This is a genomic window from Pseudomonas sp. GW821-FHT12A04 (genome assembly GCF_058807755.1).
The window spans coordinates 312,649-328,471 of the sequence record NZ_JBXAQZ010000001.1; the positions used below are offsets into that span (position 1 = coordinate 312,649).

A 15,823-nucleotide genomic window follows, 5' to 3' on the forward strand; every position below is an offset into this window, starting at 1 on the left:
CCTCCGAGGTCCCACGTGAAAACTGCTGTCGCCCCACTCGCCCATGAAGTTTCACCTTCAGCGCCGGACGCTATCGCCGCTGAGCTGGCGGAGATCTACATCGAAAAAGGCACCCCGGCGTTCATGCGCACGGTGCTGGCGTTGTTCTGCGGCGGCTTCGCGACTTTCGCCCTGCTCTACTGCGTGCAGCCGATGATGCCGCTGCTGTCCGACGAGTATTCCATCAACGCGGCGCAAAGCAGCCTGATCCTGTCTATCGCCACCGGCATGCTTGCCATCGGCCTGCTGATCACTGGCCCGATTTCCGACCGTATCGGGCGTAAACCGGTGATGGTGGCAGCACTGTTCGCCGCTGCGCTGTGCACCATGGCCAGTGCGATGATGCCGAGCTGGCACGGTGTGTTGCTGATGCGTGCGCTGATCGGATTGTCGTTGAGCGGTCTGGCGGCGGTCGCCATGACCTACCTGAGCGAAGAGATCCACCCACAGCACATCGGCCTCGCCATGGGTTTGTACATCGGTGGCAACGCGATTGGCGGGATGAGCGGACGCTTGATCACCGGGGTATTGATCGACTTCGTCAGCTGGCACACGGCGATGCTGGTGATCGGTGGCCTGGCGCTGATTGCCGCGGCGGTGTTCTGGAAAATCCTCCCCGAATCGCGCAACTTCCGCGCCCGCTCACTGCACCCGCGCAGCCTGCTCGACGGTTTCACCATGCACTTTCGCGACGCCGGCCTGCCGCTGCTGTTTCTAGAAGCCTTTGTGCTGATGGGCGCGTTCGTCACGCTGTTCAACTACATCGGCTACCGCCTGCTGGCCGCGCCGTACCACATGGAACAGGCCTTCGTCGGGTTGCTGTCGGTGGTGTATCTGTCGGGCATCTACAGCTCAGCGAAAATCGGCTCGCTGGCCGACAGACTCGGCCGCCGCAAAGTGCTCTGGAGCACCATCGCGCTGATGATCGGTGGTCTTGCCCTGACGATGTTTACGCCATTGCCGCTGGTGATCATCGGCATGCTGATCTTTACCTTCGGCTTCTTCGGCGCCCACTCGGTGGCCAGCAGCTGGATCGGCCGCCGCGCCACCAGGGCCAAGGGGCAAGCATCGTCCTTGTACCTGTTCAGCTACTACGCCGGGGGAAGCATCGCCGGTACGGTGGGTGGCGTGTTCTGGCACCTGGGCGGCTGGAACGGGATCGGGTTGTTCATCGGCACGCTGCTGGTGATTGCGCTGCTGATCGCGTTGAAGCTGGCGAAGCTGCCGTTGTTGCCGCAGAACACCTCGGCTACTTGAGCACCACCCGCGCCTCGAGGACGTCGTCACGCTTCTCCAGCGTCAGGGTTTGTAGCGCGACGCCATCGCGCTCGATCCCATCGAGCCACTGCATCAAGGGTTGCGCGTTGCCATTGAGGGTCACGCGCAGCAGATCGCTTTCACTCTCCATCTGACGGATTTCCAGCCCCGCCGCCGTGGCGCTTTCGCTGATGCGCAGCGATAGCGGTTTTTCGCTGTCGACGGGGACATGGCTGCGCGGTAACGCCCGCTGCAGTTGCGCGGCCAGCCCCGCCTGCTGTTGATACTGTCGCTCGACTGTTTCCAGCCGCTGCCGGGTCGGTTGCCAGATCAGGCTGAAAGCCACAACCGCCAACAAAAAAGTCCCCGATACCTGCAACAGCCGCTGTTCGCGCACGGAAATGCGCCGCCATGCCTGCTTCATGCCTCGTCCTCCACGGTGAGGGTGGCGTGCACCCGGTCAGCGGCTTTGTTCGCGCTATCGAGCCTCACGGGCATGCCTTGTTGTCGTCCGCGCTCCCGCAACTGCTCCAGCTCGGTAAAGCCGCTGGCGGTCAGCTGGATTTTCCAGCCTTCGCCTGCTCGAAACTCGATGCGCTGGACCTCGACCGGGCTGGCGCCAATCACCTGCTCAATCAACCGGACCAGCCCGGCAATGCGGGTGTTTTGCGATTCGACAGGCTGGCTTTGCAGGGCCTTGAGTTGCGCGGCCATGTCGACGATGCGGCTTTGCTCCGGGTAGAGCGTCTTGAATCGCAGTTCATTCTGGACTGCGAGGCGGCTGGCTTCGCTGTCGAGGAAGCGGATCCGCGTCTCGCTGGCCCCCCAGGTCAACAGCGCCAGCATCAACAGCGCCCACCCGCCGGCACGCCAGGGCAGACGCTTGCCTCGTGGGGCGAATGCGCCTTGCAGCAGGTTGATGGCCCGGGTCGGGCGCTGAGTCAGGCATTGGTCGATGACGGCGGGGGACTCACGCTCATCCAGCCATTGCATGTCGTTGGGCAATGACGGAGTGAGCAACGTCAGGTCGTCTTGCGACATCGCCAGGCGCGCCGACAGGCCTGCACCCAACAACCAGCGACCGAACCACCAGGCGCCGCACGGCTGATCGCCGGACAACAGATCGGCATCGACGAACACCCCGCGCACCTCAATACCCGCTTCGCGCAGCAAGTCGAGCACGGCGGCCAACCGCTCGCGGCCAATGACCATGACCGGGTAGCAGCCGTCACGATCACGAGCGCCAACGCTCAGATGCACAACTTCCAGCGCTTCACTCAGTTGATCTTCCACGGCGTAGGCCATGGCCTGGGTTTCGGGTCTGCGTCGCGAAGGCCATGGCTCGCTGCGAACCCAACTGCACAGTTCCATGGGCAGCAGCACATCAACCGCCTGCCCCTGCAATGCCGAGGCCGCCTGATTCAGTGGCATCGGCTGACGTCGACAGGTTGGCGACCACAGGACGCAGGGCCAGAGGCCGGATTGCGCGTCCTGCCCCTCGGCGGTCAGGTAAAGCCAAGTGTTCATCGCGGTCTCTCGTGGCTACTCATGGGAAGAAAACGTCGTTGCAGCACCGTCAGTTGTCGAGCCTTGGGGTCGTGTCCGACATCCGTGGCCAGGTGCAGTTCGCGCCCGTCCCGGGTCACCTGCACCCTTATCCGATACCAGCGGCTTTGGGTACCAAGTCCGTGATTGCTCAGGCCCTGCCCGGAGAGCAACGGGTCCTGGGTAAACGCCTGGACGCTCGCCCAGGGCGTGGTTGCCGCCTGACGCGCCAGCGCATCGGCGGTCGCGGCGTCCACCTCGCCGAGTGTTCTCAACAGCAGCGCCGGCGCGGTGTTGATGTTCAAGGCAGTGTCGGTGGGCAGCAGCGTCACCCAGGGCTCCAGCCGCTGCAGCAGGCGAGCGTCAATGCCAGGCAGCAAGCGCAGCTGGCTCAGTTCCCCCAGCGGCCCGACCTGGCTCAGTTGCAGAGGAGGCAGTTCAAGCAGTTCGAGCAGGCGCGCCCAACGGTTGAGGGTGACCTGATCCACCTGCCCCTGGCGTAACAACGCATTGAGATTGAAGCGCCCGGCGAGGTCATCGATATCGATTCGGATCTGCGCATCTTCAACGTCGAAACCCGGCGCCATGGCCGTCCAGCCTTGAAACCGCTCGACGGTTTTTTCAGAGTCCTGTAACGCGTCGCGCAACAGCAACAACGCCCAGGTTTCCCCGCCCGATGCGAGCTGCCGCAGCTGTATCTGCAGCAACTGTTGCCCACTGCTTTGCAGCGAAAGGTGATGGCTGCGCAACAAGCCGCCGGTGATCAGCAGCGCCAGGCTCATGACCAGCAATACACTGATCAACGCAATGCCGCGTTGGCGCCCGTTCATGGCAATGCACCCGGCATCGGCAACACCCGACGAATCGATTTGAAGCGCCCGGCCGAGATTTGCACCTCCAGCGCCATGAGCGCCTTCGTATCCTGCCCGGCCGACCAATGAGCGACCCAGCCGGACTGGCTGTCGAACAAACGCCAGCGCAACTCACGAACGCCTTCGAGCAGTCTTTGCCGTTGCACGAACTCCGTACCTTCGCCCTGGCTTTCGCGCCACAGCACGCTGCCTTCGAGTCGATAGGTCAGCATCTGGCGCTCACTGCGCGGTTGGTCCAGAGGATTGCGCCAGTGACTGCGCTGGAACTGAAAAAGCGGCGTTGCGAGCACCATCGGCTGCGCAGCGACGTGCAGCAGATCCCGCTCGATCACCGCCATCGCTCGTTGCAGGTTCCTCAGCTCTCGCTCGTGGGCCGCCGTGCCCTGTTGCACTCGCAGCACGCTATCGAACAAGCCCCAACTGGCCAGCCCCAGCACAGCGAAGATGGCCATGGCGATGACCAGCTCCAGCAAGGTGAACCCACGCTGCCTACTCATGGCTCGCGGGTATCCAGCCGCTGGCACGATGCAACGCGTGCGCACTGTTCGCCGGGCTGACCTGAATGTCGACCTGGAGTAAACGCAGATCGCGGGTGGCGCTGATGTGCTGTTGCAGCACCCAGTCGCGCTGATCCATGGACACGACCTGTTGTTGCTGGCCGGCCGCCAGGCCGGATTGCAGGCGTAGCTCGTTCAACCGGTTATCCGCCAGCCACGCCGCGAACAGCCGTGTCTCGACGGCGTTGCGCTGCTTCACCGCATATTGACTGACCGACAACACGGCTGCCGCCAGTGTCGCGAAGACCGCCAGGGCCACCATGATTTCCAGCAGCGTGAAGCCGCCCATGGACGACAAGGATGACCGGCTAGCCATCGATCGCCACCTCGCCGATGCCATCGCCGGACAGGCTCAACCAGGTCCTGTTGCCGGACTCGAATGTCAGCGTGAAGGCACTGGTTTCATCGTTGCTGAGCAACAGCAACTGCGGCGGGCCTTCTTCGGCGTCCAGCCCTACCGCATAGCCGTCCTGCTGCAAACGTACTCGCACGCTCAGGGGCCAGTCAGTCAGTTCCTTCACCGGCTCCCACCCACGAACTCCCAGATGCATCAGCCGGTAGCCACGGGCACTCAGCCGCAGGCCATATTCCTGGCCTTCGAACACCGCACGCTCACGCAACTGATGAATCACCTGAACCATCGCCTCGGCTTCCTGCCTGACTTCGCGCGCGGGACTGCCCCCACCGACAAAGCTCACCATGCCCAGCAAGACGCCAACCACGACAATCACGATCATCAGCTCCAATAACGTAAACCCCCGACAGCGGTAACCCACGGATCAATGGCCCCAATTGCCGATTTCGGCGGCAAACCCTTCGCCGCCCGCTACGCCATCGGCGCCCAGGGAATACAGGTCGTAAGTGCCGTCTACCGACCGTACACCCGGGTTGAGGTACTGATAAGGCGTGTTCCACGGGTCGACCGGCATGCTCTTGAGGTAGCCCTGAGGGTTCCAGCCACGCGCCACGGGCAGTCCGGAGGGACGCTTGACCAGCGCTTCCAGGCCTTGCTGGGTCGATGGGTAATGGGCGTTGTCGAGGCGATACATTTCCAGGGCTGTGGCGATGGCCTGGATATCGATTCTGGCGGCAGTGACCTTGGCTTGATCGGGGCGACTCATGAACTGTGGCACCACGATAGCCCCCAGCACGCCGATGATGACTACCACCACCATGATTTCGATCAGGGTAAAACCGCGTTGCGCGCGGGAAAGGTTTTTGCGGACAGGTTGCATGGATCAATTCACCAATTGGTTGAGGCTGAGAATCGGGAGCAGGATGGCCATGACGATCAGCAGCACGACGCCGCCCATCAACACCAGCATGGCCGGCTCGAAGAGGCCCACCACCAGCGCAATGCGCGCGGCGAGGCTGTTTTCCTGTTGTTCGGCGGCCCGGGCCAGCATGCGGTCGAGTTCGCCGGCACGTTCGCCGCTGGCGATCATGTGCAGCATCATCGGCGGGATGTCACCGCTCAGCTCCAGGCCACGGGTCAGCGTTGCGCCTTCGCGGACCGAGCGGGCGACATCGACCATCCGCGCTCGGATGCTCAGGTTGCCGATGACCGCGGCAGCAATTTCCAGGGCGTCCACCAACGGCACGGCACTTTTGCCGAGGATTGCCAGGGTGCTGGCAAACCGTGCGGCTTCCATGGCACGCAGCACTTCACCGAGGACTGGCGCATTCAGCACCCAACGATGCCAGCGCAGACGCCACTGCGGCTGCTGCCAACTCCAGCGCCACAGGCCGAACAGCGTCGCCAGCACGCTCATCAACAACAGGAAATGGTTGCGCAGGCCGTTGCTCACGCCAATCAGCGCCCGGGTCAGCCAGGGCAACGGCTGGCCGCTGTCGACGAAGATCTTCACCACATCCGGCACCACATATCCGAGCAGAAAACCGACGATTGCCAGGCTGGCCAACATCAGGATCAACGGGTACACCAGGGCCATCTGGATCTTTTGCCGCGAGGCCTGGCGGGCCTGGGTGTAGGCCGCCAGTTGCTCCAGCACATGGCCCAGATGCCCCGAGCGTTCCCCGGCGGCCACGGTGGCGCGAAACAACTCGGGGAAGGCCCTGGGAAACTGCCCCAATGCCGAGGCCAGTGCGTGGCCTTCCATCACCCGGCTCCTGACCGCCCAGAGCAAGCTCGCAACCTTGCGCTTCGAACTCTGCTTCGCCACCGCATCGAGCGCTTCCTCCAGGGGCAGTCCGGCCTGAACCAGCGTTGACAGTTGCAACGTCAACAACGCCAGATCAGCAGCACTCAGGCGTCCACCTCGCGACTGCTGACCCGCACCGCCGCCCCTGACCTCGGTCAAGACACGCGGCCACAAACCACGTTCACGTAACAACTGTCGCCCATGGCGGGGCCCATCGGCCTCCAGCCGTCCCTTGCAGGATCGTCCCTGGGCATCGCGGGCGCGGTAGTCGAAGGTTGGCACCGGTCAGTTCTCCTGGGTCACACGCAGCAACTCATCGAGACTGGTCAATCCTTCCAGCACCCGTTGGCGCCCGTCCTGGAACAGGCTGCGCGAGACCTTGCGCGTTTCGTCGACGAGGATTTGCTCACTGGCGCCCTGATGGATCAGCGCCGAGACGGCGGGTGTGACGCTGATCAGCTCGTAAATGCCAATGCGGCCGCGATAGCCGTGCTGGCACTGTTCACAGCCCGAGGCCTGGAACAGGGTGTGCGGCCTGCTCGTGTCGAGCCCAAGACGCTGGCAGGCCGCCGCATCGGCGAGGTACGAAACCTTGCAATGGGGGCACAAGGTGCGCAACAGACGCTGGGCCAGAACGCCCACCAGCGAGGACGCCAGCAGATAGGCATCGACGCCCATGTCTACCAGTCGCGTGACCGCGCCGGCCGCGCTGTTGGTGTGCAAGGTCGAGAGCACCAGATGCCCGGTCAAGGACGCCTGGACAGCGATTTCGGCGGTTTCGCGGTCACGGATTTCGCCAACCATCACCACGTCCGGGTCCTGGCGCAAGATCGCCCGCAGGCCCCGGGCGAAGGTCATGTCGACCTTCGGATTGACCGGCATCTGGCCGACACCCGGCAGGTGGTATTCGATCGGGTCTTCGACCGTCAGGATGTTGCGGGTCTGGTCGTTCAGGCTGCTCAGGGCGGCGTACAGGCTGGTGGTCTTGCCGGAACCGGTCGGCCCGGTCACCAGCACAATACCGTGGGGCTTGCCCAACAGATGGCGCAGGGCCGCGAGGATATCGTCCGGCATGCCCAGCCGGTGCAGGTCCAGGCGCCCGGCCTGCTTGTCGAGCAAACGCAGCACCACCCGTTCACCGTGGGCCGAAGGCAGCGTCGAGACCCGCACATCGACTTCATGCCCGGCCAGGCGCAACGCCATTCGCCCATCCTGGGGTACGCGTTTTTCCGCGATGTCCAGGCGCGCCATGACCTTGATCCGCGATACCAGCAGTGTCGCCAGTTCGCGCTTGGGCCTGAGCATTTCACGCAGTTGGCCATCCACCCGCATACGCACCGACAGGTACTGTTCGAAGGTTTCCAGGTGCACATCCGAGGCATGCTCACGCACCGCTTCACCGAGCAACGCGTTGATCAGGCGAATGATCGGCGCGTCGCCCTGTTGCTCCAGCAGGTCGGCGGTTTGCGGGACCTGATCGACCAGGCTGAGCAAGTCCAGTTCTTCGTCCAGCCCTTGGGCAACTTGCTCCACCGCACTGCGCCCCTCGCGATAGGCCGCCGCCAGGCGCGAGGCGTACTCATCGGCCCCGACGATTTGAAACGGCAACGCCCGTCCGCACACCCGGCGCGCTTCCGCCAATGCGGTGAGCGGCGCATCACTACGCAGGGCAAGGCGCAGGTCGTCGCCGTCATGCTCCAGCAACACACCAAAACGCCGGGCGAAGCCGAAGGGCAATTGCTCGCAGAGTTCGCTCATGGATTCACTGCGCCTTGCCGCGCAAATCGAACACTGGCGCGTCGGTGGCCGGTTCGAACAACCCGCGCGCCTCGGATGGCAGCAACAACGAGTTGTTTTCCCCCGCCCCTGATTTGCTCAAGTCACGCAGCGCGTTGTAACGCTGCTGGCTGACCTGGGACAGGTCTTCCTTGCTGCGCACGATGGTCGGGCGCAAGAACACCATCAGGTTGCTTTTGGTCTGGGTGTCGCGGCTCCAGCGGAAGATCGCGCCGAGGTAGGGAATGTCCCGCAACAGCGGCACGCCGCTTTTCTGGGTACGCACGCTGTCCCTGATCAGGCCGCCGATCACGATGATTTCGCCATCGTCGGCGAGGATGGTGCTCTTGAGCGCTCTCTTGTTGGTGATCAGGTCCGAGGAATCAATGCCCGACACCGAAGGCGCGATGTCCGACACCTCCTGCTCGACCTCCAGGCGTAACGTCGAGCCTTCGTTGATGTAAGGCTTGATCTTCAGGCTGATGCCGACGTCCTTGCGCTCGACGGTGGTGAACGGATTCTCCGCGCCGTTGCTGTTGGTGGCATAGGAGCCGGTCTTGAACGGCACGTTCTGGCCGACGATGATTTCGGCTTCCTGATTGTCCAGGGTCAACAGGCTTGGCGTGGACAGCAGGTTGCTGTGGGTGTTGCTGGCCAGGGCCGAAACCAGCGCACCGAAGCGGTCGCCGCCCAGTTGCAGGATCGCCCCTTCCGGCGCCGATCTTTTCTCGTCGAACTTCAACCCGCCGATGATCGGAATGTCGGTGCCGGGAAAGTTGATGAAGCCCTTGGCGTCACCCGTGTTGAGGTTCCACTGCACGCCGACGGCCTCGGCGATGTCGCCGGAGATTTCGACGATGGCGGCATGGATCAACACCTGGGCCCGTGGCTGGTCCAGCTGACGCACGATGTTTTCGATGGTCCGCACCTGCGCGGGTTCGGCGATCAGCACCAGCGCGTTCTGGCTTTCGTCGGCCTTGATCATGAAGCTTGCACCGCCAGACGTGTCCTTGGCGCTGCCGACGACGGAAGTCTGCTTTCTGCCCTGCCCCATCGACTCCAGAATCTCGGCCAACTGCTTGGCATCGCTGTGACGCAGGCGAATCACCCGGGCATTGTCGAGGGTCGTGGTGGCCGGCGTATCGAGACCTCGGGCCAGCTCGATCAAGCGCTGGCGGACGACCGGCGGACCAATGAAAATCAGGCGATTGGTCCTGGTGTCGGCCAGCACCTGTATGGCTGACTCGGCATTGCGCTTGCCCATGGTGGCCTCGATCACCGGCGCGACATCGCCCGCCTGGGCATGCTTGAGCTGAACCACCGCTTGCAGGTTGTTCTGTCCGGAGTCCAGTTCGCGGATCACCCGGGCGATGCGCTTCACATTGGCAGCGGTATCGGTCAGCACCAACGCGTTGGCCGACACCGAGGGGCCGACATAGCCATTGGCAGAGACCAATGGCCGCACCAACCCGGCAATATCGGTGGCGCTACCGGTGTTCAAGCCGATGACTTCGGTTACGAACTGCGACGCCGTGGTGGTTTTTACCGTGCCCTGGCCGGCCCGTGTCCTGGCCTCGGCAACCGGGGTGATGAGAATCCGGTCGCCCTCATCGATCACTGTGAAGTTATGGGCATCGAGCACCGAATAGAACAACCGGCGCACCCCTTCACGATCGAGGGCCTGCCGGGACATGACGGTGATTCGACCGGAGACTTTGGGATCCAGTACCACGGTGGTCCCCAGAATGTTGGAGATCTCTTCGACGATGTCGCGCAGCTCTGCGTTGTTCATCGCCAGTTGCCATTTTTCTTCCTCGGCCTGAAGTGTGCCTTGGGAAAGCGTTAGCGCCATGGCGACGAAAAAAAGCACCGGCCGCAGTGCTTGTGCACCGAGAAAGCTATTCATGAAGTTGATCACTCTGTCGGCCCGGCAAGCGGGCTAAAAAAACGCGGAGAAACGTTCGGCACTTGCGGCTTGCCGTGGGGGGCGAGCCGTTGCAGGAAACCCGTGACGGGAGGCTGGAGCGTCAACAATTCCTCTCGGCCCTTGCTCCACAACACCGCGTGATCGGGCTCAACGCGACGCAAGATGCTGCCACCGGGCAGGCGCTCGCCGACCTGGTAGATGCGCGCGCCTTGCGAGTCTGCCAGCAACACCCGGGACAAGCCGTGAGTGACGACGAAGCTTGCCTTCAAGGTCAGCGGTTCCGCGCTCGGCAGCAATTCGGCACCCGTCGTCAGACCGAGCACCGTTGCAACCGCCGTTGCGTCGAGTGCTTGACGGAGTGCGGGAGCGGTTCGCGAGGTTTCGACCGGTGCTGGCAGCACCAACTGTTCGCGATAGCGCCACTCCTGCCAGCCCAGGAACGCCCCATAGGCCAGCGGTACAACCAGCAGGCTCGCCTTGCTCAAAAGCAAGGCAAGTCCGGTCAAGCGTTCGCGCGAAAACATCACCATGGCCTCACTCAAGTCGCCCGGACCCAGGCTTGCCACACAGGCGCAAAGACATCCGTTGCAGCACCCGGTGGTTGCAGGCCTCATGCACGATGACGGCGCCGATGTGCGCGACCAGCAGCAGCGACAGCACCACACATACCCACGTGTGAACCGTGACGAACAGAGCGATCAGTTGTGGATCGCTTAACGGCTGACCGATCTCGATCACCCCGAATACATCGATCGGGCGATCCATCATCAACACGCCGGTCACCAGAACGGCACCGACGAAGAGGTAAATCAATGCGTGGGCAAACAATGCGAGCACTTCGACAAGCGACAACGACTTCATGCCCGAAAAACGGGTATGAGTGAAAAACAGAAACAGGCGCCACAGGTAAAACGGTATGAACACTGTCGTCAGCGAAACATTGAAGAACGCAACCGACTCCTTGATGTGCGCTGACACCTCGAAACCGGCCACAAGAAAACCAGACAGCAAGGTCCACAGGATCACCGCGGCAGACAACCAATGCAGCAGCACGCGCTGTCTGGAATAACCCGAAACAGTCATTTTCAACTCGATCAACGTCAGAAGAATAAAGCTTCAGGCGATCGGCTACCGATCGCCTGAAGTGCTACAAGGGGGACTTACAACTTGTTCCACGCCATGTGCCAGTGAGCACCGACACCTGGTTCAAAACCGTTGGCTGTGGGGCTGTACTGCTTGCAGTAACCCGACTCGGGGAATGGCTTGCACTCAAAGACTTCGTTGGTCTTCGGCTGCAGAACCTTGGTACCGGCGGTGTAGTCGCCGAGGCCTTCAGGGAACACGAAATCGTATTCGACGCCGGCGCCTTCGCCAGTCAGTTGGGTGGTCTGAGTGTCCTGACGGGTGGTGCGGCCATCCAGGGTGGTGCCGACCAGGGTCAGGGTGTGCGCACCCGGGTTGCTGCGTACATCCATGGACAGCCAGGTGGAGCCACTGGCCACTTGTGCCGACGTGGTGCCTACCGGTTTGTTGTTCTGGTCGAGCAAGGTCGCTTCGACGTTCATCGGACGGTTCGAGATCATGCTGAACTCGACCTTGGCCCGGCCTTTATCCAGAACGTATTCGGCTTGCTGCGAGGCCACCGACATGCGCGCTGCGGTGTCTTCCTTCATGTCCAGTTGCACTTCGTAGCGGGTTACACCGCTTTCTTTTTGTGCGTACAGCGTGTTGTTGCCCCGGATCGGCTCGATGTTGCCGTTTTCATCACGAATACCGGCGCGGATGAGCTTGTGGGTCGCGTTGATTTTTTCCGCCAGCTTGAAGGACCAGTCTTGCGGCGAGCCTTCCTCAGCGTTGTCGATGCTGATTTCGACGCTGTAATCCGGGTTCTCGCCATTGGCGGAGAATGCGCGGGCCTTGACCTTGTCGCCGACCAGCAGCTCGGTCGCGGCGGAAATACTGCCTACGGAAGACCAGCCACCCGGTAGCGCCGGTTCAGCGAGAATGTTCACGTCGGCGGCGTTATAAAACGCTGCATCGGTATCACCGACGGTCCAGATCGCCAGGATGACATGCTGGCCGGATTTATCTGCCGGGATAGTGCAGTTGTGCTTGTCGCTGTTAGACGGCATTTTATTGCCGCCATCGACGGTGCAGAACGGGGTACTTTCGAAGGTGGCGCGCTTGAGCGATTCGTTCGGATTCCAGCCGTTGCGGCTGATGAAGTACTCGTGTTTGGTGGCCGGATGAACTGCCTTGTAATGCCATTGGAAATCAATGTTGCGATCCTTGATTTCTGTCAGGTGCCAGCGAGTGGCGGACTGTGCGTCCATGGCAGAGAACAGCGAGTGACCACCGCTGGCGATCTTGCCATCGACCGGGCCTTGCAAGGGAGCACCGCCGACGCCTGCCGGAAAGCCCTTGAAGGTTTCACCGACACTCTGCGGCTCGTACTGGGCGCCACCGCAGTTGGTGTTCAAGCCTTTCTGGCAAGCCAGCGCGCGCGAAGGCGGCACTTCCAGATAGCCATGGGCGGAAACGGTTTGAGAGGCCAGCATTGCCGATAACAGGATCATCGATGAAGTGCAGGCGGTTAAGGCACTTCTCTTTTCAAACTTGATTTTCATGATGTATTCCAGACTGCTTATCGAAAACAGGGCGCCTTGTGGGCGCCCCTGTTCGCTTCGTGATTGTTCGGCGATACGCCGGACAAGGGCCTGGAACCTTACGGGGATGGAAGAAAATTCTATGTAGGAGTAATCGCCGCACGAGGCAGGAACAGTCTCTCCATTCCTCGGTCCGACAAAGAAAGAAAACATTCTTACAACAAGTGATGCTTTATCGATTGAGCTTTTGAACGGCACAAAAAAACCTGTCCGGCACGAGGCGGGACAGGCTTTGTCGAAACGGGCAATCGCTATTCGTGATACTGCGCCGACAGCTCATGTACCGCGCGCAGGAACGCGCCAGCATGTTCCGGATCGACTTCCGGCGTGATGCCATGGCCGAGGTTGAACACGTGGCCGCTGCCTTTGCCGTAGCTGGCCAGGATGCGCCCGACTTCCGCGCGAATCGCTTCCGGCTTGGCGTAGAGCACGGTCGGGTCCATGTTGCCTTGCAGGGCGACCTTGTCGCCGACACGGGCGCGGGCGCTGCCGATGTCGCAGGTCCAGTCCAGGCCCAGTGCATCAGCACCAGCGTCGGCGATGCTTTCCAGCCACAGACCGCCGCTCTTGGTGAACAGGATCACCGGCACCTTGCGGCCTTCGTGCTCGCGGATCAGGCCGCTGACGATTTTCTTCATGTAGGCCAGGGAGAACTCCTGGTACGCCGCCGCCGAGAGGGCGCCGCCCCAGCTGTCGAAGATCTGCACCGCTTGCGCACCGGCCATGATCTGGCCGTTGAGGTAGCTGGTGACCGTCTGCGCGAGCTTGTCCAGCAGCAGGTGCAGGGCTTGCGGATTGTCGTAGAGCATGGTTTTAGTCTTGCGGTAGTCTTTCGACGAACCGCCTTCGACCATGTAGGTGGCCAGTGTCCATGGGCTGCCGGAGAAGCCGATCAGCGGTACACGGCCGTTCAGTTCGCGGCGGATGGTGCTGACCGCATCCATCACATAACCCAGGTCTTTGTGCGGGTCAGGAATCGGCAAGGCTTCGATGTCGGCCAGGGTGCTGACGACTTTCTTGAAGCGCGGACCTTCGCCGGTTTCGAAGTACAGGCCCTGGCCCATGGCATCGGGGATGGTCAGGATATCGGAGAAGAGGATCGCCGCGTCCAGTTGTGGATAGCGGTCGAGCGGCTGCATCGTGACTTCGCAAGCGAACGCCGGGTTCATGCACAGGCTCATGAAATCACCGGCCTTGGCACGGCTGGCGCGGTATTCAGGCAGGTAGCGACCGGCCTGACGCATCATCCACACGGGGGTGACGTCTACGGGTTGCTTGAGCAGGGCGCGCAGGAAACGGTCGTTCTTCAGGGCAGTCATGTCGGCATCCGGAAAAAAAGTGAGGGCATTTTCTCAGAGCCGGGCGCAAAAGGCACGGTTGGAGGTCAGCCTTTTGTCTATCGGGTCAATTTGTCGCAATGTAAACGCGGTATTCGTTACACCACGAAACAACTGTGGGAGCGAGCATGCTCGCGATGGCGGTGTCACATTCAACATTTCTGTCAACTGATCCACCGCTATCGCGAGCAAGCTCGCTCCCACATTTGATCCCATTTCAAATTGAAATCGGGTTTTAGACGCCCAGGTAATCCAGGATCCCTTCAGCCGCATTGCGGCCTTCGAAGATCGCCGTCACTACCAGGTCAGAACCGCGAACCATGTCGCCACCGGCGAAGATTTTCGGGTTGCTGGTCTGGTGCTTGTACTGACCTTGCTCAGGCGCCACCACGCGGCCCTGGCTGTCGGTCTGGATTTCGAACTGTTCGAACCACGGCGCCGGACTCGGACGAAAACCGAAGGCGATAACCACGGCGTCGGCCGGGATGATCTCTTCGGAGCCCGGGATCGGCTCGGGGCTGCGACGGCCACGGGCGTCCGGCTCGCCGAGACGGGTCTCGACCACCTTCACGCCTTCGACCTTGTCTTCACCGACAATGGCGATCGGCTGGCGGTTGTAGAGGAACTTCACGCCTTCTTCCTTGGCGTTCTTCACCTCTTTGCGCGAGCCCGGCATGTTCGCTTCGTCACGACGATAGGCGCAGGTCACCGACTTGGCGCCCTGGCGGATCGACGTACGGTTGCAGTCCATCGCCGTGTCGCCGCCGCCGAGTACCACGACCTTCTTGCCTTTCATGTCGACGAAATCTTCCGGCGACTTTTCAAAGCCAAGGTTGCGGTTGACGTTGGCGATCAGGAAGTCCAGTGCGTCGTACACGCCCGGCAGGTCTTCACCGGCAAAACCGCCCTTCATGTAGGTGTAGGTGCCCATGCCCATGAATACGGCATCGTATTCTTCGAGCAGTTGCTCCATGGTCACGTCCTTGCCCACCTCGGTGTTGAGGCGGAACTCGATGCCCATGCCGCTGAAAACTTCGCGACGATTGCTCAGCACGGTCTTTTCCAGCTTGAACTCGGGGATACCGAAGGTCAGCAGACCGCCGATTTCCGGGTTCTTGTCGAACACCACCGGGGTCACGCCACCGCGCACCAGCACGTCGGCACAACCCAGGCCCGCCGGGCCCGCACCGATGATCGCGACACGCTTGCCGGTCGGCTTGACCTTGGACATGTCCGGGCGCCAGCCCATGGCGAACGCGGTGTCGGTGATGTACTTCTCCACCGAACCGATGGTCACCGCGCCGAAGCCGTCGTTGAGGGTGCAGGCACCCTCGCACAGACGGTCCTGCGGGCACACCCGGCCGCAGACTTCCGGCAGGGTGTTGGTCTGGTGCGACAGTTCGGCGGCCTGGAGGATGTTGCCCTCGGCCACCAGTTTCAGCCAGTTGGGAATGAAGTTGTGCACCGGGCACTTCCATTCGCAATACGGGTTACCGCAACCCAGGCAGCGGTGGGCCTGGTCGGCCGACTGCTGGGGTTTGAAGGGTTCGTAGATTTCCACGAACTCTTTCTTGCGTTGACGCAACAGTTTCTTCTTCGGATCCTTGCGCCCGACCTCGATGAACTGGAAGTCATTATTCAGACGTTCAGCCATTTTAAAACCTCATCAAACTCTTCAGGCGCAT

Annotated in this window: 16 protein-coding genes; 1 reads left to right on the plus strand and 15 read right to left on the minus strand. The window is 61.8% G+C overall.

The window, feature by feature from the left end; translation table 11 throughout:
• Positions 1-15: 15 nt before the first annotated feature.
• Entirely contained in the window at positions 16-1,296 is a 1,281-nt protein-coding gene (locus tag AC1RS8_RS01310; protein WP_150811946.1) for an MFS transporter, read from the plus strand.
• On the opposite strand, the gene AC1RS8_RS01315 is transcribed toward AC1RS8_RS01310, so the two are convergent.
• From AC1RS8_RS01315 to AC1RS8_RS01385, 15 genes are all read right to left on the minus strand, one after another.
• Positions 1,289-1,720 carry a type II secretion system protein M gene (locus tag AC1RS8_RS01315; RefSeq protein WP_489339614.1) on the minus strand — a complete coding sequence of 144 codons (432 nt, stop codon included), beginning with the start codon at positions 1,718-1,720 and terminating at the stop codon, positions 1,289-1,291. The two genes, AC1RS8_RS01310 and AC1RS8_RS01315, sit on opposite strands and share 8 nt — an antisense overlap.
• The gene (gspL, locus tag AC1RS8_RS01320; RefSeq protein WP_489339613.1) at positions 1,717-2,823 is read right to left on the minus strand and encodes a type II secretion system protein GspL; all 1,107 of its coding nucleotides are present in this window, start codon (positions 2,821-2,823) and stop codon (positions 1,717-1,719) included. Before gspL ends, AC1RS8_RS01315 begins: the two co-directional genes overlap by 4 nt.
• Positions 2,820-3,671 carry a type II secretion system protein GspK gene (locus tag AC1RS8_RS01325; RefSeq protein ID WP_489339612.1) on the minus strand — a complete coding sequence of 284 codons (852 nt, stop codon included), beginning with the start codon at positions 3,669-3,671 and terminating at the stop codon, positions 2,820-2,822. Before AC1RS8_RS01325 ends, gspL begins: the two co-directional genes overlap by 4 nt.
• Positions 3,668-4,210 (minus strand): type II secretion system protein GspJ, encoded by a 543-nt coding sequence (locus AC1RS8_RS01330; RefSeq protein ID WP_489339611.1) that lies wholly within the window; start codon positions 4,208-4,210, stop codon positions 3,668-3,670. Before AC1RS8_RS01330 ends, AC1RS8_RS01325 begins: the two co-directional genes overlap by 4 nt.
• Positions 4,203-4,586 (minus strand): type II secretion system minor pseudopilin GspI, encoded by a 384-nt coding sequence (gspI, locus tag AC1RS8_RS01335; protein WP_489339610.1) that lies wholly within the window; start codon positions 4,584-4,586, stop codon positions 4,203-4,205. Before gspI ends, AC1RS8_RS01330 begins: the two co-directional genes overlap by 8 nt.
• On the minus strand, positions 4,579-5,046 hold the full coding sequence (gene gspH / locus AC1RS8_RS01340) for a type II secretion system minor pseudopilin GspH (RefSeq protein ID WP_154910322.1): 468 nt from the start codon (positions 5,044-5,046) through the stop codon (positions 4,579-4,581). The genes gspI and gspH overlap by 8 nt, the downstream gene beginning before the upstream one ends.
• Positions 5,047-5,049: 3 nt before the next feature.
• Positions 5,050-5,505, minus strand: a complete 456-nt coding sequence (gspG, locus tag AC1RS8_RS01345; protein WP_057712339.1) for a type II secretion system major pseudopilin GspG — start codon at positions 5,503-5,505, stop codon at positions 5,050-5,052.
• A 3-nt stretch (positions 5,506-5,508) separates the two neighbouring features.
• Positions 5,509-6,714, minus strand: coding sequence for a type II secretion system inner membrane protein GspF (gspF, locus tag AC1RS8_RS01350; RefSeq protein WP_057712340.1), 1,206 nt, complete (start codon positions 6,712-6,714; stop codon positions 5,509-5,511).
• A 3-nt stretch (positions 6,715-6,717) separates the two neighbouring features.
• Positions 6,718-8,190, minus strand: a complete 1,473-nt coding sequence (gspE, locus tag AC1RS8_RS01355; RefSeq protein WP_489339609.1) for a type II secretion system ATPase GspE — start codon at positions 8,188-8,190, stop codon at positions 6,718-6,720.
• 4 nt (positions 8,191-8,194) lie between these two features.
• A complete protein-coding gene (gspD, locus tag AC1RS8_RS01360; protein WP_489339608.1) occupies positions 8,195-10,114 on the minus strand; it encodes a type II secretion system secretin GspD in 1,920 nt (639 codons plus the stop codon).
• Between the two features lie 8 nt (positions 10,115-10,122).
• Positions 10,123-10,665: a hypothetical protein gene (locus AC1RS8_RS01365; protein ID WP_407515045.1), complete on the minus strand. Its 543-nt coding sequence runs from the start codon at positions 10,663-10,665 to the stop codon at positions 10,123-10,125.
• Between the two features lie 4 nt (positions 10,666-10,669).
• A complete protein-coding gene (locus tag AC1RS8_RS01370; protein ID WP_057712344.1) occupies positions 10,670-11,218 on the minus strand; it encodes a cytochrome b in 549 nt (182 codons plus the stop codon).
• 77 nt (positions 11,219-11,295) lie between these two features.
• Entirely contained in the window at positions 11,296-12,762 is a 1,467-nt protein-coding gene (gene gbpA / locus AC1RS8_RS01375; RefSeq protein ID WP_057712345.1) for an N-acetylglucosamine-binding protein GbpA, read from the minus strand.
• Positions 12,763-13,052: 290 nt separating this feature from the next.
• On the minus strand, positions 13,053-14,120 hold the full coding sequence (hemE, locus tag AC1RS8_RS01380) for a uroporphyrinogen decarboxylase (RefSeq protein WP_057712346.1): 1,068 nt from the start codon (positions 14,118-14,120) through the stop codon (positions 13,053-13,055).
• 253 nt (positions 14,121-14,373) lie between these two features.
• On the minus strand, positions 14,374-15,792 hold the full coding sequence (locus AC1RS8_RS01385; RefSeq protein WP_007997363.1) for an FAD-dependent oxidoreductase: 1,419 nt from the start codon (positions 15,790-15,792) through the stop codon (positions 14,374-14,376).
• Positions 15,793-15,823: the final 31 nt, after the last annotated feature.